Source organism: Oceanobacillus sojae (assembly GCF_900162665.1).
Taxonomy (GTDB): Bacteria; Bacillota; Bacilli; order Bacillales; family Amphibacillaceae; genus Oceanobacillus; species Oceanobacillus sojae_A.
Window position 1 is genome coordinate 253,045 of sequence record NZ_LT727812.1, and the last position, 21,249, is coordinate 274,293.

20 protein-coding genes, 1 other RNA gene and 1 other annotated feature are annotated in these 21,249 nt (G+C 38.0%); of the genes, 2 read left to right on the forward strand and 19 right to left on the reverse strand.

From position 1 onward, the window contains the following. Nucleotides 1-47: 47 nt before the first annotated feature. From mtnN to cymR, 17 genes are all read right to left on the reverse strand, one after another. On the reverse strand, nt 48-737 hold the full coding sequence (gene mtnN / locus BN1068_RS12150; protein WP_077603120.1) for a 5'-methylthioadenosine/S-adenosylhomocysteine nucleosidase: 690 nt from the start codon (nt 735-737) through the stop codon (nt 48-50). A 12-nt stretch (nt 738-749) separates the two neighbouring features. Beyond that, a complete protein-coding gene (locus BN1068_RS12155) occupies nt 750-1,466 on the reverse strand; it encodes a YrrS family protein (protein ID WP_254846767.1) in 717 nt (238 codons plus the stop codon). A 464-nt stretch (nt 1,467-1,930) separates the two neighbouring features. Next, a complete protein-coding gene (gene greA, locus BN1068_RS12160; protein WP_077603122.1) occupies nt 1,931-2,407 on the reverse strand; it encodes a transcription elongation factor GreA in 477 nt (158 codons plus the stop codon). A 195-nt stretch (nt 2,408-2,602) separates the two neighbouring features. Then, entirely contained in the window at nt 2,603-3,241 is a 639-nt protein-coding gene (gene udk, locus BN1068_RS12165) for a uridine kinase (protein WP_077603123.1), read from the reverse strand. 21 nt (nt 3,242-3,262) lie between these two features. Beyond that, nucleotides 3,263-3,901, reverse strand: coding sequence for an O-methyltransferase (locus BN1068_RS12170; protein ID WP_077603124.1), 639 nt, complete (start codon nt 3,899-3,901; stop codon nt 3,263-3,265). Nucleotides 3,902-4,114: 213 nt separating this feature from the next. After that, entirely contained in the window at nt 4,115-5,233 is a 1,119-nt protein-coding gene (gene mltG / locus BN1068_RS12175; protein WP_077603125.1) for an endolytic transglycosylase MltG, read from the reverse strand. 254 nt (nt 5,234-5,487) lie between these two features. Next, nucleotides 5,488-5,763, reverse strand: coding sequence for a DUF1292 domain-containing protein (locus BN1068_RS12180; RefSeq protein WP_077603126.1), 276 nt, complete (start codon nt 5,761-5,763; stop codon nt 5,488-5,490). Next, nucleotides 5,763-6,188 carry a Holliday junction resolvase RuvX gene (gene ruvX, locus BN1068_RS12185; RefSeq protein ID WP_077603127.1) on the reverse strand — a complete coding sequence of 142 codons (426 nt, stop codon included), beginning with the start codon at nt 6,186-6,188 and terminating at the stop codon, nt 5,763-5,765. Before ruvX ends, BN1068_RS12180 begins: the two co-directional genes overlap by 1 nt. Then, complete coding sequence (locus BN1068_RS12190) at nt 6,185-6,454, reverse strand: IreB family regulatory phosphoprotein (protein ID WP_077603128.1); 270 nt, start codon at nt 6,452-6,454, stop codon at nt 6,185-6,187. Before BN1068_RS12190 ends, ruvX begins: the two co-directional genes overlap by 4 nt. 94 nt (nt 6,455-6,548) lie before the next feature. Then, nucleotides 6,549-9,191: an alanine--tRNA ligase gene (alaS, locus tag BN1068_RS12195; protein ID WP_077603129.1), complete on the reverse strand. Its 2,643-nt coding sequence runs from the start codon at nt 9,189-9,191 to the stop codon at nt 6,549-6,551. A gap of 52 nt (nt 9,192-9,243) precedes the next feature. After that, nucleotides 9,244-9,449: a binding site (T-box leader), on the reverse strand. Nucleotides 9,450-9,633: 184 nt separating this feature from the next. Next, nucleotides 9,634-10,698: an AI-2E family transporter gene (locus BN1068_RS12200; protein ID WP_077603130.1), complete on the reverse strand. Its 1,065-nt coding sequence runs from the start codon at nt 10,696-10,698 to the stop codon at nt 9,634-9,636. 46 nt (nt 10,699-10,744) lie between these two features. Then, nucleotides 10,745-10,933 carry a hypothetical protein gene (locus BN1068_RS12205; RefSeq protein WP_077603131.1) on the reverse strand — a complete coding sequence of 63 codons (189 nt, stop codon included), beginning with the start codon at nt 10,931-10,933 and terminating at the stop codon, nt 10,745-10,747. Nucleotides 10,934-10,997: 64 nt separating this feature from the next. Beyond that, nucleotides 10,998-13,334, reverse strand: coding sequence for an SF1B family DNA helicase RecD2 (gene recD2, locus BN1068_RS12210; RefSeq protein WP_077603132.1), 2,337 nt, complete (start codon nt 13,332-13,334; stop codon nt 10,998-11,000). A gap of 12 nt (nt 13,335-13,346) precedes the next feature. Next, nucleotides 13,347-14,018 carry a tetratricopeptide repeat protein gene (locus BN1068_RS12215; RefSeq protein WP_077603133.1) on the reverse strand — a complete coding sequence of 224 codons (672 nt, stop codon included), beginning with the start codon at nt 14,016-14,018 and terminating at the stop codon, nt 13,347-13,349. A gap of 15 nt (nt 14,019-14,033) precedes the next feature. Next, on the reverse strand, nt 14,034-15,146 hold the full coding sequence (gene mnmA, locus BN1068_RS12220; protein ID WP_077603134.1) for a tRNA 2-thiouridine(34) synthase MnmA: 1,113 nt from the start codon (nt 15,144-15,146) through the stop codon (nt 14,034-14,036). A gap of 13 nt (nt 15,147-15,159) precedes the next feature. Beyond that, nucleotides 15,160-16,302 carry a cysteine desulfurase family protein gene (locus tag BN1068_RS12225; protein WP_077603135.1) on the reverse strand — a complete coding sequence of 381 codons (1,143 nt, stop codon included), beginning with the start codon at nt 16,300-16,302 and terminating at the stop codon, nt 15,160-15,162. 22 nt (nt 16,303-16,324) lie between these two features. Next, nucleotides 16,325-16,750, reverse strand: a complete 426-nt coding sequence (gene cymR / locus BN1068_RS12230) for a cysteine metabolism transcriptional regulator CymR (RefSeq protein ID WP_077603136.1) — start codon at nt 16,748-16,750, stop codon at nt 16,325-16,327. Nucleotides 16,751-17,269: 519 nt separating this feature from the next. On the opposite strand from cymR, the gene BN1068_RS12235 reads away from it, so the two are divergent. Beyond that, nucleotides 17,270-18,544: a replication-associated recombination protein A gene (locus BN1068_RS12235; RefSeq protein WP_077603137.1), complete on the forward strand. Its 1,275-nt coding sequence runs from the start codon at nt 17,270-17,272 to the stop codon at nt 18,542-18,544. A 204-nt stretch (nt 18,545-18,748) separates the two neighbouring features. Further along, nucleotides 18,749-19,420, forward strand: a complete 672-nt coding sequence (locus BN1068_RS12240; RefSeq protein ID WP_077603138.1) for an RsfA family transcriptional regulator — start codon at nt 18,749-18,751, stop codon at nt 19,418-19,420. Nucleotides 19,421-19,510: 90 nt separating this feature from the next. On the opposite strand, the gene ssrS is transcribed toward BN1068_RS12240, so the two are convergent. Together ssrS and gdhA are read right to left on the reverse strand one after the other, a co-directional pair. Then, a non-coding RNA gene (gene ssrS, locus BN1068_RS12245) (6S RNA) lies at nt 19,511-19,694 on the reverse strand. 92 nt (nt 19,695-19,786) lie between these two features. Further along, entirely contained in the window at nt 19,787-21,157 is a 1,371-nt protein-coding gene (gene gdhA, locus BN1068_RS12250; protein WP_139344826.1) for an NADP-specific glutamate dehydrogenase, read from the reverse strand. Nucleotides 21,158-21,249 lie beyond the last annotated feature (92 nt).

Consider the following 21,249-nt stretch of genomic DNA (forward strand, 5'->3'; position numbering starts at 1 on the left):
GAAAAACAGGCTTCTATTTTTTAATAGAACCCTGTTTTTCTTATAATCTATAATTTACGAACCATTTTTATAATAACATCCGCTGCATTCTTTGCAGCTTTTTCTAAAAATACATCAAAGGAAACAGATGATTCTTTTCCTGCAATATCAGATAGTGCCCGAATAATAACAAATGGTGTTTTATACTGGCAGCATACCTGTGCAATTGCAGCAGCTTCCATTTCTAAAGCCAGCATTTCCGGGAACCGCTCACGTACAACAGCTATTTGATCCTCTCTTTGCATAAATGAATCACCTGTTGCGATAATACCGAATTCTGCCTGGATATCTGATTCCAAAATAACCCCGCCGGCTAATTTTACCAATTCTGGTGAGGCCGTGTAGGATGCCGGCATGCCGGGAACTTGTCCATAAGCATAATTAAATGCTGTCGCATCTACATCATGATGTAATACCTCTGTCGAAATAACAACATCCCCAACATCCAGGTTTTCAGCAAACCCGCCGGCAGAACCTGTATTAATAATTTTATCAGGGTTAAACCGTTCGTGCAGGATAGTTGTAGACATTGCCGCATTTACTTTCCCAATACCGGACAGCAGAAGGACAACTTTTTTTCCTTCCAGATAGCCCTGATAAAAATAACTATTTGCAATTTCGATTTCTTGTATATCTGTCATTTTTTGCTTCAGCAATTCAATTTCTTCATCCATTGCTCCAATAATTCCTATCGTCATCTTCATCCTCCATTACTGCCCTGCGTCATTTTCAATCAGCTTTTCTACCTTTGTCGGCTGCCAGCCTTCTCCATCTACCCAATCTAAGAACACACGATAAAATTCGGAGCTGCTGGAGTCAGAAACCGTAGCAATGACTTTGTCAGGGCCATTATTCCCAACCCAGTGTTCTATCATACCATCTTCACTTAAACCGGTAACCAAAGAGGTTGCTTTTTTTATTTCAGCACGATCTTGAGACCCATCGCCAAAGTCTGTGTTATGCTCTCCTTCCTGCTCTGTACCTACAGGATCCCAGTCGCCTGTATATGCTTCTGAAACATTGTTATCTGACGGCTCAGCAGATTCCCTGTCCTCGTATGAATTATCTTCGTCCTCTGCATCCTCGTTGTCTTCTTCTTCTTTGGAGGCATCCTCCTCTTTATCTTCATCTTCATTTTCTTCGTCTTTATTTGCATCCTCGTTATCATTATTATCTTCGTCATTTGAATCAGGATCAGTTATTAGAAAGCCATTATCATCTTCTCCGCCGCCTTCTTCCCCATTATTTCCCTCCGACGTATTTTCAGATGCATCTGATTCAGTACCCTCGTCAGCTGTATCATTTTCGCCAAATACCCATATTGCAAGGAAGACCACCAAAACGACTCCTGCAGCAATGGACAGAATGGTAATTGCATTTGTATTTTTTCTTCTTTTTTCAAATTTATTTGATCTTGTTTGATTCACCAAATACTCCCCCTAACTACAACTATTTGTATTATACTATCATATCGAGTTTAACAATCCTTGTCTATTCAATTTTAGCATAAAACTGCTGTTTGTTTCTTCTATAAGCTAAAGTATTGATAGAACAAAATGAAGATGAGGATTTTACTATACCCTTAAAATTCAACTATGTAATACTATTCGTACAGATTCACTGATTTTTAACGTTTTAAGAACAAAAAAACGGACAGGTGAATAGAATAAGCCCTTTGCGTCATCTTTTTTGGACTTTTTGAACATCCTCTTTAAGAAAAGCCAAAAAAATATATCTTATCAGTAATAACAAAACTTACAGCTGCATGCAGCTGTAAGTTTTGTTATTACTTAAGTATAAGTTCTTGTAAAGTCATTTCTTAAACAGAGCGCTTACTATTCATCAATTAAGATTCAAAATACAGAACTGCGAAGCAAACGCTTTCCAATTTTTAATCTACACTTGTTATTCGTACTTCAATATCTCCAGCAGGTGTAGCTACTGTAACTTCCTGTCCAATTTCCTGTCCTAACAGACTTTTAGCCATTGGCGAATCATTGGAAATTTTTCCTTCAAACGGATCAGCTTCTGCACTTCCAACAATGGTGTAAGTTTCTTCATCTCCATCAGGCAATTCAATAAATGTAACTGATTTACCCAATGAAACAACATCCGGATTTTCATTATCGTTCTCAATAATTACTGCATTACGAATCATTTTTTCCACTTGTGTAATACGCTGTTCTACAAATGCCTGTTCATCTTTAGCAGCGTCATATTCCGAATTCTCAGACAGATCCCCAAAATCACGGGCTACTTTTATTCTTTCAACGACCTCTTGTCGACGGTCTGTTTTTAAATAATGCAGTTCTTCCTCTAACTTATCTTTCCCCTCTTGTGTCATGTAAAAGCTTTTTTCTGCAGCCATTTCTATACACTCCTTCTCGTATCATTTCTTTTCAGGGATAAACGCAGCATATTTTGATTTAAAAAATATACCGCTGCTTATTTCCCATGTATATAAATTAATTAATAAAATTGGCTATATAGCTTATGTGCTAATTATTGAAAATATACTAATCAATACTATGGCAGATATTACCTAAAATATCAAGAAAAATAATTACCTATTTGAATTCTTTATTAAGATATTTTCTATTTTAGATGCCATAATATCTACTGCAACATGGTTCTCTCCGCCTTCTGGAATGATTAAATCTGCATATCTTTTCGACGGTTCAATAAATTGCATGTGAGCCGGGCGAACCACTTGAATATATTGATCAATGACCGATTCTAACGTCCTGCCGCGCTCTTTAATATCCCTTAACAGGCGGCGGACAATTCGTAAATCAGCATCTGTATCAACAAATACTTTGATATCCATTAAATCAACCAGATTTACATCTTCCAAAATCAATATTCCTTCAACAATAATTACTTCTTTCGGTTCAACATGAATCGTTTCCTTTGAACGATTATGGACTTTATAATCGTAAACGGGTTTTTCTATCGATTTATATTCCAACAATTGTTGCAGGTGCTCTACTAATAAATTATTATCAAACGCTAATGGATGATCATAATTAGTTTTCAATCTTTCCTCCAATGGAAGATGCGACTGATCTTTGTAGTATGCATCCTGTTCAATGACTAGAATGGATGTTTCTTTAAAACGGTTGCAGATCGATTTTGTTACTGAGGTTTTTCCACTCCCGCTTCCGCCGGCGACGCCTATTACAATGGGCTTTTCTTTTTCCATGCTATTATCTCCTTACATTTCTCATCTCTTATAGCTAATGGAAACACCATCATCAATCGGTATAATAGACGTATGATAATCTGGATGGTTCATTAGCATTTCATTGTAAGCTTTTAATTTTCGTACTAAGGTTTTATATTTTTTAGGCGTTTCTTCATCCGAATAAACCATCCCGCGAAATAATACATTATCTGTAATTAATATGCCGCCGGAAATGAGTATTCTATCTGCCAAATCAAAATAAGATTGATATTGCCCTTTTGCAGCATCAATAAAAATAACATCGAACTGCTTCTTTTTTTCAGCTAAATTCTGCATGACGTCAGCAGCATCACCTAAGATAACTTCAATCTGACTGTTACGCTTCTGTTCCTGAATATTTGTAACAGCTTCAAGATATCGTGTCTCATCTTTTTCAATGGTCGTAATTTTAGCATCCTGTGCTCCCTCTAACATTCGCAATGCAGAATAGCCAATTGCTGTCCCCACCTCTAAAATAGCTTGAGGCTGCTTCATAGTTAAAATAAGGTTAATCATATGCATGCTGTTTCGGTGGATGATTGGAACATGATTTATTTCTGCATATTTTTCAAGTGCCTTTGCAGAATCTGGTGAAGCAGGCAGCAAATTTTCCAGGTAGTTTTCTATTTTTTTATCCATTTCATCATTTCCTTTGAGTTGCAAAGCGTTAAATTTCTTCTATATGTGCATATTCATTTTCCCAAATAATGAATATGCTGCCTTTCAGTATTCCCATAAATTTAATATTTTCCTAATCTGTAAAAAAGAAAACGGAACATGGAGAAATTCTCCATAAGTCCGTTTAAGGGCTGTTCAAGCTGACACTTCTAATCATCTATTTGAACATACTCTTTAATTTATATATTTTTCCCGGTTTTCAATATGTTCTTCAAATGTTTCAGCAAAGTGGATATTGCCATCTTCATCATGTAAGAAAAATAGATAATCTGAATCTTCCGGAGATACCACTGCTTTCAAAGAGTTTTCCGCAAAATTCGATATTGGGCCTATTGGTAATCCCTTAACAAAATATGTGTTATATGGTGACTCTACCTCTAGATCCTCAAAGGTAACCACCGCCTGGTGCTCTCCTTTTGCGTATAAAACAGTCGGGTCCGTCTGCAATTCTATACCTTCATCCAAACGATTGTAGAATACACCTGCGATTTGTGGACGCTCCTCTTCATGGGCAGTTTCCTTCTCCACAACAGATGCAAATGTTATCGCTTCGTGGGGCGTTAAATCCCGCTCTGCAATCTCTCCCTCATATTGCTGAAAAATGGAATTGGTTTGTTCGACCATACGATCTATTATGGATTCAATAGTTGGTTCTTCTTCATAAAAATCATATGTAGAAGCAAACATATACCCCTCTAAAGGAGTACGGATTTCATCATCTAAGATATCCTCCGTTAATAAAGAAGGATATTTTTCCATTAATTCTTCAATAAAATCAGGATCATTAGCAACCTCTAAGAAATCTTCCTTGGAAAAATCAAGCTGTTTACTGTATATCTCAGCAATTTGGTCAACTGTCAATCCTTCAGGAATTGTTACAGTATGTACAGCGTCAATAATAACTCTTCCATGCTGCAATGATTCAATAATTTCATCCATATCCATCGCTGTATTAAAAGTATAGTTTCCAGCCTGGAATTCGTTCACATTATTAAATTTTGTATAGAAACGGAACACACGTGCATCTTTTATAATTCCATTTTCTTCAAGAATACCGGCTATCGTAGAGCTGGAAGATCCTATCGGAATTTCTACTTCTACCTGTGTTGAGTTATCTTCGTCAACGGGCTCCAATGCCGAATTAATATATATATATCCTGAAATACTCCCGATTATTATAATAAGAGTAAAACATACAATAATAATTGCTACAATTTTTCTAACTTTAGATGCTTCTTCTCCTCTTTTTATAAGATTCTTCTGGAATCCATTATGTTTGTCATCTTTTGACACCATGCCCCCCCCTTTCATCCGCTTTATTATACTAAATTCATATAAAATTATCCAATATTCCTGTTATTTTCTTTCATACTTCTTTATTTTAAACAGAAACTTTTATTTTCATAAGGAATTTTGGAGAAAAATATATTTTTTTGCAGACATCGAAAGGTTTTTATTATATAAAGCCGGCCTTGGAATAAAATATAAAGGCATTGTAAAAGAAAGCTGATGTCACCAAACGTGAACATCAGCTTTCTTATCTTGTTTTACTCTTCTTCTTCTGCTAATGTGTTTAACATTTCCTCTACCATATTCCATTCATCGTCAGATTCAATAGGGTATAATGTGTAATCTTCATTTTCCTGTTCCTCATAGCGGAATGCATATACCTCTACTTCTTCATCCTCTGCCTGTTCAGCAGGTACGACAGCTATATAAGATTGTTCTGTTTCATCCACATCGAATGTGAAGAGCACTTCGAAAAGATGCTCATCCCCATTTTCATCAGGGATAATAATCCGTTCTTTTTCCTCTAATGCCATTAAATAACGCCTCCTTTTGAATCAAGATAACCCTGCAAAATCATTACAGCTGCCATCTTATCAATTACTTTTTTTCTTTTTTTCCGGCTCATGTCTGCTTCTAAAAGAACACGTTCAGCCGCCATTGTCGTTAAACGCTCGTCCCATAATACAACAGGTAAATTATATTTTTCTTCCAAATAAGCAGCATAACGCTCGGACGCTTCGCCTCTTTCGCCAATCGAACCGTTCATGTTTTTAGGCAGCCCGACAACAACCCGGGATACTTCACTATCCTCTATAATGGTTTGAAGTTCTTTATCCGCAGAACTGAACTCGTTCTCATCCCAATAAATAGTGGTTAGTCCCTGTGCTGTCCAGCCAAGAGCGTCACTAATTGCAACACCTATTGTTTTTGAACCTACGTCTAAACCTATTACTTTCATGAATTCTCCTTATTCTGTTCTAGATAAAACTTTACAAGTTCTTCAATAACTTCATCCCGTTCAACTTTACGAATTAAATTACGAGCATCATTATACCTAGGAATATAAGCAGGGTCACCCGATAATAGATAACCGACGATCTGATTAATCGGATTATATCCTTTTTCCTGTAATGATTCATGAACAGTCAATAAAATTTTTTTAATGTCCTGGTCAAATGGTTCTTCGGAAAAGTTGAATTTCATTGTTTTATCAATTGAACTCATAATGACACCTCGTCCTTCGTTAACCTTCTTCATCTATTCTAACATGTTTATCTCTATCATTATACTTATTTACAAGAAAACATACAACCAATGATTAGGCATTTGTCGCTTCTGTTACATAACTTAAAGCACTTTGTAATGCTTCTGTAACCTTAGATGGGTCTTTACCCCCAGCTTGCGCCATATCTGGACGGCCGCCGCCGCCACCGCCGCAAATTGTAGCAGCCTGTTTTACCAGGTTACCAGCATGAAGGTTTTGTTTCATCAAGTCTTTTGTTACCCCTGCAACAAGCTGTACTTTATTATTATGCACAGCTGCAAGCAGAATTACACCTGATTCTATTTTTTGTTTTAATTCATCTACCATCGACCGTAATTGATTCATATCCTTCACGTCAACCTGTTTAGCCAGTACTTTTACATTATTTACCTCTTTTATTTCATCTAAAATAGAAGATGCCTCTAAATTAGATAACTTAGCTTGTAAAGAATCTACATGCTTTTGTTTCTCTTTTAATTCTGATTGTAATAAAGACACTTTTTGAGGAACTTGTTCATCTTTTGCTTTTAATAATGCGCCAGACTGCTTCAACAGTTCAATCTTGTTGTTTAAAAAGTTATAAGCTTCTTTGCTTGTTACAGCTTCAATTCTTCTTGTGCCTGCACCTATTCCACTTTCTGATACAATTTTAAACAATCCGATTTCTGCTGTATTACCGACATGACATCCACCGCATAATTCAATACTGTAATCACCGATTTGAACGACACGGACAATATCGCCATATTTCTCTCCAAACAATGCCATTGCGCCCATTGCTTTAGCTTCTTCAATTCCTTTGGTTTCAATGAAAACCGGCAATGAATCCCATATTTTTTGATTTACAATTTTTTCGATTTTTTCCAGTTCCTCATCGGCTACACTGCTGAAATGAGAAAAATCAAACCGGAGACGATTAGGCTGATTTAAAGACCCTGCCTGATTAACATGTGAACCGAGTACATCTTTTAATGCCTGATGCAGTAAATGTGTTGCTGTATGGTTTTTAATAACATCGGTGCGGAATGTCCGGTCAACGGCAGCTTTTACTTCTTCAGAAACCGAAAATACGCCTTCCTTTACTTCTACCCGGTGAATATGCTGTCCATTTGGTGTTTTTTGTACATCTGTAACTACAGCAAGAGAATGCTCTGTCTGAATCGTACCAATATCAGCTACTTGTCCGCCACTTTCAGCATAGAATGGTGTTTCTTTCAGCAGAATAAATGCTTCCTGTCCAGCAGCTGCTGATTCCACGACTTCTTTCTCCTGAATAATTGCTTGAATAACTGTAGCTCTTTCCAGCTCCGTATATCCAATAAACTCGCTTTCTACATCAATAGTTGAAAAGACGGTATCCTGGACCTGCATGGAATCAACCTTTTGACGTGCATTTCTTGCTCTTTCGCGCTGGAGTTTCATTTCATTTTCAAAGCCTTCCTGATTCACAGTAAATCCAAGCTTTTCAACGTATTCCTCAGTTAATTCCTTTGGAAAACCATAGGTATCATATAAACGGAATACTTCTTCTCCGGGAAATACATTGCTTCCTTTTTCTTTTTCCGTCTCAATGAGCTTTGTCAGAATTTCTAAACCGTCATTTAACGTTTCATGGAAACGCTCTTCCTCTACTTTAATAATTTTTTGAATGTAGTCTGTTTCTTTTACCACCTCTGGATAGAAATCCTTCATGATTTCAGCTACTACCGGGACCAGGCGGTACATAAAAGCTTCATGAATATTAATATCCTTCGCAAAACGGATAGCACGGCGAATCAGTCTGCGCAAAACATAGCCTCTGCCTTCATTAGACGGCATCGCACCATCTCCAATTGCAAAGCTCACTGTCCGGATATGGTCGGCAATGACTTTAAATGCAGTATCAGCCGCATCATTTTCTCCATATTTGCTGTCTGCGATCAATTCTGTTGCCTGAATAATCGGCATAAATAAATCCGTTTCATAATTCGTAGGCACATCTTGAATAATGGAAGTTAATCGTTCCAGGCCCATCCCTGTATCAATATTTTTCTTAGGCAACGGCGTGTACGTATCATCCGGGTTATGGTTAAACTGAGAAAATACCAGATTCCAGACCTCTAGATATCTGCTGTTTTCACCGCCTGGATAAAGCTCTGGATCAGCAGGATCATTTCCATAGCTTTCTCCTCTGTCATAGAAAATCTCTGTATTTGGTCCGCTTGGCCCTTCTCCAATATCCCAGAAGTTCTCTTCTAATCGAATAATGCGTTCTTTTGGCAGACCTATTTTTGTAAGCCAAAGATCATAAGCTTCATCATCTTCCGGGTGGACAGTAACAGATAATTTCTCCGGTTCAAAGCCAATCCATTTTTCATCCGTCAGAAACTCCCATGCCCACTCAATTGCTTCTTCCTTAAAATAATCACCAATGGAGAAATTACCCAGCATCTCAAAAAATGTATGATGACGGGCTGTAAAACCGACATTCTCAATATCATTTGTACGTATAGCTTTTTGAGCATTCACTATTCTTGGATTATCTGGAATGATTCGTCCGTCAAAATATTTTTTTAATGTCGCCACACCACTATTAATCCATAACAGTGTAGGGTCATCATGAGGTACTAGAGAAGCACTGGGCTCTACCTGATGCCCTTTCTCTTTAAAAAAGTCAATAAACATTTGCCGCGTTTCTGCAGAACTCAATGATTTCATTATATTTTTCCTCCTTTATTATACAAAACAAAAAATCTCCTCTCTGCATCGTTGCAGGGACGAGATTTCGCGGTACCACCCTTATTATGAACAAATTATATGTTCATCACTTTATTCATTATAACGGTATGATACCGACGGGGATTAGCCGTACTCCGATGCAGCTTTCCATAACAATATAATTAGGAGTCCTTTCAGCCGGGGGATTCCCTCTCTTGAAATATCATGTCATGTACTTAACACCTTCAACGTGATTTGCGTGATTATTTTTTGTTATTTGTGTGATTATAGCGTTATTATATTGATTTTTCTGCTGTATGTCAATTTTTCTTCTTTAAGATCGAATTCTTGTTGTGATGATCTGATTGCCAGTTAAATTACTATATAAGTTGAACTTATAAATGAATCAAGAGCACATATCAGATCAATGAAGAATTCTAATTTAGCTCGCTTTTGAAATTTGATATTGCTGAATCAGTACTTTCAACATTGTAAAAACAGGTACAGAAATAACCATCCCTATTACACCGGCGAGCTGTCCGCCCAATAACAAGGCAAAGATGATACCGATTGGATGAATTTTTACTGTTTTCCCCATAATATATGGTGATAACAGATTACTTTCAATCAATTGAATGACAAATATAATTATGATAACAAATAATGCTTTTTCCGGCTGTACCATATAAGCGACTGTTACTACTGGAATGGCGCCAATAATTGGTCCGAAATAGGGAATAATGTTGACAATTGCCAAAATAATCCCAAGCAATAAAGCGTATGGCAAATCTAACCATATCCAGCACAGGGTAGAAATAACACCAACTGCTGCACTGATAATGAACTGTCCGCGAATATAACCGCCCAGCCCCTTACTTATTTCCCTGCATACATTTCCAGTTTCATCCCGATATTTATGAGGGATAAAACGAAATAGAAATGATTTGATAAAAGGATAGTCCTTTAAGAAATAAAACACCAGGACGGGGATAATAGTCAACAGTATGACAGCATCCATCATCCCGTTAAAACCGCCAATGATTTTTCCTGAAAAGCTGTTCATCGTATTTTCTAAAGATTGAATGAACATGTCCATCCGGTCGTGTACTGTCTCCGGCAGAAAAGAAGTGGAGGTATACATCTTATTTAAACCATTCTGATACAGCTCAATAAATTCAGGGAAATTACGGCTCATTTCCTTCATTTGTTCCACCATTAATGGATAAGCACGATAGATAGCATAACCGGCACCGCCAAAAAAAAGGACATAAATAATTAATACTGCTATGCCGCGATGAATGCGGTACTTATACAGCCATTCAATCAAAGGATGCAGCAGAAAAGCCAAAATCCCCGCAATTAAAAAAGGAAGCAAAAGCTTGCCGACAAAGGAAAAAAATGCTCCATAATAGGGTTTTGTAATGGCTAAAAAATACAAAAGAATAAAGGAAAGGATAGCAATTACTAAGTAATAGACAACTTGCTTCGCTTTTATTTTTTTCCACATAAGAATCACTCCCAGTCCATGGTAGTGTATCCAAGTGGCTGGGAGTTTATAATAAACTTCTCTCTTCTTTTGAAAATAAATCGTCTAATGAACTGAGCGTCCCGTCCGCTTCTATCTGGTGGATATGTAATTCCTTTCCAGATACGGTTAATTCAATCGAACACACCCAGCAGTAATAGCTTGTAGGGCTTAATTTTCCAATTTGTTTTTCCCTGCAATTTGGACATTCCAGCATACTTCTTCATTCCTTTTCTGCTAAATCAGTCCAAGTATTGCCCTAAACAGGATTTTTTATACACTTAATCCATAAAATCATATGGCGATAATTCTTCTTCAGGTATATCTTCTACAGCTTCATATTCCTTTTTTTCTGCTTTTTGGTTAGCTAACTGGATTTTAAGCATTTCCTGCAAGGAAGTATATCTCCGGTTTGTATCTTCTGTCTGCACACCTTTGATAAATGCTTCTTTTTCACCACAGATGATTAAAGACTCTTTTCCTCTGGTAATCGCTGTATATAAAAGGTTTTTTCGCAGCATGCGGTGATGTGAATAAACCACAGGAAGAATCACAATTGGAAATTCACTCCCCTGTGATTTATGAATGGAGATACAAAAAGCATGCGTAAAATTATTATAATCTTTCCGGATAAAGACCACTTCTTTATCTTCAAAAGCAATCACAATTTGCTCTTCATTGTCGACATTTTCTTCTGCTTTAAAAATAGCTACAATTTCGCCGATATCTCCATTATATATGCCATCCTCCGGTTGATTAATTAACTGAATCACCCGATCCCCGGTACGATAAACAACATCTTGAAAAGCAATCTCACGTTTCTTCTCTCCCGGGGGATTAATTAACTGCTGCAACGCTTCATTAATCGCATGAATTCCGGCCTGCGAACGATACATCGGTGACAGGACCTGGATAGAAGCAGGATCAATCCCTTTTTTCTGTGCTTTATCAATAATGGATGTCAATACATCGACCATCTGATAGTCACGACAGGAAATAAAGCTGAAATCCCGTGCATTTTCCAAAGAATTTTCATTACAGCTGGCATATTTGATTTCATGAGCAAGCTGAATAATCTTAGAACCTTCCTTTTGACGATATACATCTCTTAAGGAGATAACCGGTAAAACGTCACTTTTCATTAAATCTGTTAAAACCTGGCCTGGTCCCACAGAGGGAAGCTGATCTTCATCTCCAACCAAAATAATCTGCATCGTATCCGGGATGGCTTTAAACAGATTATTTGCAAGCCATGTATCCACCATGGAAAATTCATCTACGATAAGCAGCCTCCCCGATAATGGCTCATGTTCATCTTTTTCAAAATTACCCATTCCATTCCAGCCAAGCAGCCGGTGAATGGTGACAGCCGGCAAACCGGTAGATTCTGACATCCTTTTTGCCGCCCGCCCTGTAGGAGCTGTTAAAATAAATGGAAAGCTGTCTTTATTTTTATAATCCGATAGATTTAAAGAAAGCTCATGAATCTTCGCAAAAGCCTGGATGATACCGGTTATAACCGTTGTTTTTCCAGTTCCCGGTCCACCTGTTAAAATCATAATTTTAGAATGGATTGCCTGAACAATGGCATCAAATTGCTCTTTTCCGTAGCTTAATGACTCTTCCTCTTCAATATCGCCGGTTATTTTCAACAGCTCCGCTAAAGGCACCTCATCTTCTATCGGCTTTGTCAGTATTTTTTTCAGACTTGCTGTAAAGTTGTCCTCCGCATAATATAATGAAGGCAAATATACTCTGTCATCGATCAGGATGATTTTTTTCTCCGTATTCAGCTGCATCATAACATCTGAGACAGAGCTTTTATCCGAATGAGGAAGATGCAGTAAGTAAATAATTTCCTGCACACATTTTTCAAATGGAAGATAAACATGTCCTGCTTGTATACTCTGCTGGAGGACATAGATTACCCCTGCACCGATACGGCTTTCATGTGTATGGGAAATACCTTGCTGAGAAGCTATCTGATCTGCCATTTTAAAGCCAAAGCCTTCAATATCAAACACAAATTGATACGGATCTTTTCCAAGAACCTCCATCGCCTTATCACGATAAGTCTGATAAATCACCTGAGCCATCTTCAATCCAATTCCGTAGCCTGATAATTGAACAGCAACCCGTTCAAAGCCCTGGTTTTCTTTTAAACGTTCTGCCAAACGTTTTCCAGTTTCCTTTGATAATCCAGAAATCCCATCTAAAACAGACGGATTATCCATAATTTTAGAAACAGCCTTTTCTCCCAGCTCCTCCACGATCTTCAGTGCACTTTTTTTCCCGACACCGTAAAACAAATCGCTGGACAGGTATTGAACAAGCCCATCCTTTGTTGTTGGCAAGATAGTCTCATAGGACTGCACCTTTAATTGTGATCCGTAGCGGGGATGCTTTTCCAATGCTCCATAAAAACGATAAGCTGTCTGCTCCTGAAGCTGATCAAAATAACCCTTTACAATGATTTCTTTATCTTCATAATCAAGGTTTGTTTTTGTGATTTTAATTAGGACGATAGAAAAATGCTCTGCTTCGTTACGAAAAATGGTATTTAATACGGTCCCCGTTACAAAAGGCAGTGCTTCCTTTGCTGCTACCTGGTTTTCCATGCTAATTACCCCTTATTTATCATCAAATTGCTCCATATACTGTAACGCAATTTCCTTTCCGTTTGCAGCCAGCACATGATCAGACTGTAATTCAAGTGCTTTTTCAAAATGGTTTAAGGCTTGTTTTGTATTTTCATGGAATAATGCAATCACGCCCAGATTATAATAAGCATCGCTATGCTCGTTATTTAATTCAAGTACTTTTTCAAATGTTTTTTGGGCTTCATCTAAAATTTCTCCCTGTGCAAGAGAGAGACCATATTGAAATAGATAACTTTCGTCCTGTGAATCAAGTTCTGTTGCCCGCAGCAAATACGGCAGAGACAGCTTCCATTGTTCCTGGTTTCGGAAGCACATACCCAGCATAAAGTAAGCATCTGCTTCTTCAAGTCCCAATTCAATTGCTTTTAGGAAGCTTTGCTGTGCTTTACCAAAGTCTTCCTGATCAAAATAAAGATTACCTAAACCATAGTATGCTGTTGCCGCTGTATCATCCAGTTCAATAGCGCGCTTCAAAAAGCGCTCTGCCCGTTCCATCTCATTCAGCTGCATTAAAAGATTTCCAAAATTAATATATCCCAATGGGTCATTCGGGGATTCTTCAATTACCTCATTAAACAGTTTTGCTGCTTCTTCATATTTTTTTTCATTTAGCAGTGTAATTGCCTGCTGATTTTTATCCATTCATAACCCACCCTGCTAGCCTACATATTGTAATGCTTTATTATCTTTTATAATTTCATCGATCGTTCCGCCGCCGAGACAAACATCGTCCTGATAAAATACAACTGCCTGTCCAGGTGTAATTGCCCGCTGGCTGTCTTTAAATATGACATATGCTTTATCATCTTTTACTGTCACTGTTACTTCGGAATCTTTTTGACGGTAACGGAATTTCGCTGTACAAGTGAAAGTATCCTCGATCTGATCCGGTTGAACCCAATTTAAATCCGTTGCAACAAGTGCATCAGAGTAGAGATACTCATTGTGATAGCCTTGTGCGACATACAAATAATTGTCTTTTAAATTTTTCCCCACAACAAACCATGGGTCTCCGGAACCACCGATTCCAAGCCCTTGACGCTGGCCGATAGTATAGTACATTAATCCGTCATGTGTTCCTTTTTCTATCCCGTCAAGTGTCATCATTTTTCCTGGCTGTGCAGGTAAATATTCGCTGAGAAAGCTTTTGAAATTTCTTTCTCCAATAAAACAAATTCCTGTGGAATCTTTTTTAGCTGCTGTAACCAGACCATAATCTGCCGCAATTTTTCTTACTTCCGGTTTAGGCAGATGACCTAAAGGAAACATAACTTTTTCTAATACATCTGAACTAAGCTGATTTAAAAAATAAGTCTGATCCTTATTATCATCAGCTCCGCGGAGCATTTGAATTTGCCCGTCTTCGTTTCTTGCCACTTGAGCATAATGCCCTGTAGCTAAATAATCAGCGCCCAAAGAGAGCGCATGGTCAAGAAATGCCTTGAATTTAATTTCTTTATTACACATAACATCCGGGTTAGGCGTTCTTCCGGCTTTATATTCATCCAGAAAATAAGTGAACACCTTATCCCAGTATTGTTTTTCAAAGTTTACCGAGTAATATGGAATATCTAATTGATTACATACCCGGACAACATCATCGAAATCTTCGGTAGCCGTACAGACCCCAAATTCATCTGTATCGTCCCAATTTTTCATAAAGATACCAACCACATCGTATCCTTGTTCTTTTAATAATAATGCTGCAACAGAAGAGTCGACTCCGCCGCTCATTCCAACTACAACACGTATATTTTTATTATCTTTCATTGTCGCCCCTCCTTTAACTTGTTAACCTTTTTACAATACTTGTAATTCTTGCAGCTGCTTCTCTCACATTATCTTCTGTATTCGCCAACCCAAAGCTGAACCGAATAGAATTTGTAGTAATTGGACTATCTGAACCATACATTGCGGATAAAACATGGGAAGGCTCTACACTCCCGGCAGTACATGCACTGCCGCTCGAAGCTGCAATGCCGCTTAAATCAAAATTTGCAAGCAATGCTTCTACATTTGTTCCTGCAAAGCTGACATTCATAATAGAAGAAACCGTCTTTTGCTGATCTCCATTAATACGGAAAGCAATCCCCGCTTCTGTAAATGTCTCTGTTAAAATTTGTTTATACTTTTGATACCGCTCGTTTCTTATCTGCTTTGTTTCCATTGCGATGTTAGAGGCTAATTCAAACCCGGCCACGGATGGAATATTCTCCGTTCCAGGCCGGCGTTTTCTCTCTTGTTCACCACCAAATTGAACTGGAGTCATCTTAACTCCTTCTTTCACATACAAAAAGCCAATTCCTTTTGGACCGCCTATTTTATGCGCAGATACAGTTAATAAATCAATATTCTGCTCATGTACATCCATATCGACCAGTCCATAGGCCTGCACGGCATCTGTATGAAAATATGCCTGGTGGCTCTTCAATAACTCTCCAATTTCACCGACAGGCTGGATAACACCTGTCTCATTATTTACATACATAATAGAAACGAGTATTGTATCATCTGTTAAAGCTGCTTCAACATCCTGTACAGAAACCAGCCCTGCCTCATTTACAGGCAAATATGTTACACGGAAGCCTTGTTTTTCTAATCTTTCTGCCGTGTGCAAAGTGGCATGATGCTCCTGGATGGAGGTGATAATATGACTGCCTTTATCCTGATTAGCTTCTGCAACACCTAAAAGTGCCATATTATCCGCTTCGGTGCCGCCGCTGGTAAAAATTATTTCCTTTTCATTTGCACCAACTGATGCAGCGAGAACGCGTCTTGATGCATCCAGCTGCTGTCTTGCCTTCCGTCCAAAGGAATGCACACTTGATGCATTGCCGATGATATCTTTATATACAGGAATCATCGCTTCAACTACTCCATTTGCCATAGGAGATGTAGCGGCATGGTCTAAATATATTGCTTCCATGATTCAAAATCCTTTCTTCCCATTAAATATAAAACATATATGCCTCGCGCGGGCCGTTATCACCCTCGTCATAATTTGCTAAATCTTCCAAGGTTGTTTTTTCTAATACATCTTTTACTGCATCCCTGATTTGCATCCATAAAGATGCCTGGGCCGGCTTTTCATTTTCCATACCCTCCACAATTGTCAAAGGTCCTTCCAGCACACGGATAACATCACCTGCTGTAATTTCATCAGGTTTTTTCGCAAGCTGGTATCCACCATATGCCCCGCGTATACTTTTGATCAGACCGGCATTTCTTAATGGGGAAGCCAGCTGTTCTAAATAGTGCTCTGATAAATCATTATCCTTTGCAATAACTTTTAGTGAAATTGGACCGTTTCCTTCATTTTTTGCCAAGTCTATCATTATTGTCAGTCCATATCTTCCTTTTGTTGAAATCTTCATTATACACACCTCAATTTTTTAAACTATCATCTGCCATTTATATATTATTTAATCTATATATTGTACTCCATAAGTGAAATTATAGGAATTTCCTTGTAACTGGCGGATTATTTTCTATAGCCTTAGAATACTCACCTGCCGTAAACCGCCATATTGGTTACAGTCTGGTAATTATATAACTCATACACAGAAAAAGAACAGTCTTTCATTTCCTCTATACAAATTTGATTATTTATATAGATGGTTTTTCACCAAAATCTATGGGTGGAATATATGAATACGTATGATAATGACACTTAACTAGCGCAGTGTTTTTCCGGGGTTGCGGTTACTCACCCCGCCATAACCTGTCGTAGCGGTTGCTAATAACAAATTCAATGTTGTTTGTCACTTATAGATTCTGATGTTGACTCTGATTTATAGGGCTACACCTATTATAGCATGACTGCTAACCTCTTGCATTTCTTCTATATTCGCTTTAAGCTAATAGAATACTAAGAAGATGAGGGAAGTTATTTGATGTATAAACAACCGCTCGCATATCGAATGCGTCCAAAAAACATAGATGATATTATAGGACAAGAACACCTTGCAGGTCAAGGAAAAATAATTGACCGGATGATTAAAGCCAATCAGCTTTCTTCTATGATCTTGTTTGGCCCTCCCGGTACCGGGAAAACATCCATGGCCTTTGCATTGGCAGAAACCATTGGACTGCCATCCAAAACATTAAATGCGGTTACAGATAAGAAAAAGGATATGGAAATTGTAGTTGAGCAGGCAAAAATGCAAGGACAAACTGTTCTTATCTTAGATGAAGTTCATCGTCTGGATAAAGCAAAGCAGGATTTCTTACTGCCGCATTTGGAAAATAATTTATTGACTTTAATCGGATGTACAACAAGCAATCCCTATCACTCCATTAACCCGGCAATAAGAAGCCGCTGTCATCTGTTTGAGCTGCACGGCTTAACTCTCGAAAATGTTAAAACAGCATTACAACGTGCTATTCAGGATACAACGAATGGGTACGGGGATAAAAATATCCAGATCAGTCCGGATGCCATGGAACATTTAGCCATTTCAGCTAATGGTGATCTGCGTTCCGCATTAAACGGCTTAGAACTCGCAGTCAGTTCTACTCCGCCGAATGCTGATGGCCAAATTGAGATAACACTGGAGATTGCCGAAGAATGTATGCAGAAAAAAAGCTTTTCCCATGATAAAGACGGGGATGCTCATTACGATGTATTGAGTGCTTTTCAAAAATCTATTCGCGGCAGTGATGTGAATGCTGCCCTGCATTATTTGGGACGGCTGATAGAAGCTGGTGATTTAGACAGTATTGCCAGGAGATTGATTGTTATTGCATATGAAGATATTGGTCTGGCAAATCCGCAAGCAGGACCGCGGGCTGTCGCAGCTGTGCAGGCTGCTGAACGGATTGGTTTTCCTGAAGCACGTATTCCATTAGCCGATGTTGTCGTAGAATTGGCTCTTTCTCCAAAATCAAATACAGCCTATAAGGCACTGGACGCGGCTTTGGAGGATATTCGCAAAGGAAAAAGCGGCGATATTCCCGCTCACTTAAAGGATTCCCATTACTCAGGAGCAAATAAGCTTGGCAGAGGAATAGATTATAAATACCCTCATAATTATCCAGGAGCTTGGGTAAAACAGCAATATTTGCCGGACACTATCAAAAATCGAAATTACTACACACCGAAAGAAACAGGAAAATTTGAAAATGCTTTAAAACAAGTATATGAACGGATTAATAAGGAAAAAAAATAAGAACTCCATTCGTAAAATTAATAATTATAAAGAAATGTATATTTTTAAACTCCTCTGGAAAGAATAGAGATTACTATAATCTTTCTAGCACGTTAGGAAAGTATAATTTTTTAACGTGTGTAATATAAGAAAACTGCCCATTCGTTAAAATAAAAGCGCGCGCAGATTTTCTAAGTATTTTCTTAATAACGAGGAGTGAATGACATGGTAAAAGTAAGGCAAGATGCTTGGTCTCATGAAGATGATCTATTACTGGCAGAAACTGTCTTGAGACATATTCGTGAGGGAAGCACACAGTTAAATGCTTTTGAAGAAGTAGGAGATCATTTAAATCGGACTTCAGCCGCCTGCGGTTTCAGATGGAATGCTGAAGTGCGTAATAAATATGAAAATGCAATTGATTTGGCTAAAAGACAACGAAAAGAGAGAAAAAGAGCTTTAAACAAAACGGTTCAAGCTCTTCCAAAACCTGTTCAAACCGGTACTTCAGAGACAATTCCGTCTCACGAAACGGCAGACCAGCCAACAGCACAGACGTATCCTGAACCAGCTGCAGCATTTAATTTAGACACAGTAATCAAGTATTTAAAATCACTAAAGCAAGAATTGTATACTTCCAATCAATCAAAATCTTCTATGCAATCGTTAGAGAGTGAGAATAAATCCTTGCATACAAAAGTGGAAGAATTACAAAAAAATTTAGCAGATACAGAGCAGCAGCTGCATGCGATGAAAGAAGATTATCAAACCTTTATTCAAATTATGGACCGCGCCCGCAAGATGACAGTTTTTGAGGATACAAACCTGATCAGCTCTCCATCATTCCGTATGGATAAGAATGGAAACCTGGAACAGCTGGCACAAGGCTCGAATTAGGTTAAAATCAGAAGCCTATATTGTCCTTATAACCGTCGATGTATATCAATCACGAAAAAAAATACTGCACAAAACTGTGCAGTATTTTTTCGTAATCCCGATAGTGCCGTCTGACAATAAAGTTTTGATCCCGCTTTTGGCAGGTGGGTGTCCTGCTTTAAAGGTATTATGCTTCCCTTTATTGGGCATGCACGCACTTTAAAGACCTGTCGGACTCCCTAACTTATAGGTGTTCGGTCAAAATACCAATCGCAAACGAACACATCAGGATTGTAATGATTTATTTTTTATTATCGTAGCATAAATTTATTCAAAGTACAAATAATATATTTATTAAAAAAGAATAAATCCGTTTAGAGCTGTTGGTTAAATAATCCCTTGTTCTACCATAGCATCTGCAACTTTCAAGAAACCTGCAATATTTGATCCTGCAACAAGGTTACCCTCTTTACCATACTCATTTGCTGCCTGAACACTATTTTGATAAATGTTACGCATAATTTCTTGCAATTTTTCATCAACTTCTTCAAAACTCCAGGCAATACGGCTGCTGTTTTGTGCCATTTCTAAAGCGGATACTGCTACACCGCCAGCGTTTGCTGCTTTCGCCGGAGCAAACAAAACATTATTCTCCAGGAATTGGTTAATTGCTTGCAACGATGATGGCATATTAGCACCTTCTCCTACCGCAATAACACCATTTTCAATTAAAGTTTTTGCTGTTGCTTCGTCAATTTCATTTTGCGTAGCACAAGGCAGAGCAATCTCACATGGAATCTCCCAAACTGATCCGCCATCAACGTATTCTGCGTTTGGATGGGTTTCTAAGTATACGTTAATACGCTCTCTATCTACTTCTTTAATCTGCTTCACAAGTTCAACGTCAATACCATTCTTATCATAGACATATCCATTGGAATCGCTGCAGGCAATTACTTTGGCACCAAATTCAGCTGCTTTTTCCATTGCGTAAATCGATACGTTTCCTGATCCGGACACAACAACTGTTTTTCCAGAGAAATCCTGTTCATTATCTTTAAGCATTTCCTGTACAAAATAAACCGTACCATAGCCAGTTGCTTCTTTACGCGCCAGACTGCCGCCAAAACCTAAGCCTTTACCTGTTAAAACGCCGGGTTCTACAGTACCTTTGATTTTCTTATATTGACCGTAAAGGTAGCCGATTTCTCTTCCGCCGACACCAATATCTCCTGCCGGTACATCCGTATCCGGTCCAATATATCTAGATAATTCTGACATAAAACTTTGGCAAAATCTCATAATTTCTAAATCTGATTTTCCTTTCGGGTCAAAATCAGATCCGCCTTTTCCTCCACCAATAGGTTGACCGGTTAAAGAGTTTTTAAAGATTTGTTCAAAGCCTAAAAATTTAATAATACTTGCATTTACCGTTGGATGAAAACGAAGTCCGCCTTTATATGGTCCAATTGCACTGCTGAATTGAACACGATAACCGCGATTTACTTGAACATGTCCTTCATCATCGACCCAAGGAACACGGAAAGCAATCAAGCGCTCTGGTTCTATAATTCTCTCTAGAATGCCTAATTCCATATATTTAGGATGTTTCTCAAAAACAACTTCCAGAGATTCGACAATTTCTTCAACTGCTTGCAAAAATTCTGTCTCATGACTATTTCTATTCTTTAGTTCCTCATAGACTCCCTGTACATACTCTTTTGCTGTTCGATTATGATGCTGTAATTTATTTTCCATGGCTCCTAACATTCATCTCCTTTAATTTTTTCAACCGATTCCTCAACCAGAAGGTTTTTTTATTTTATATGAAATAGCAAATAAACACAAGC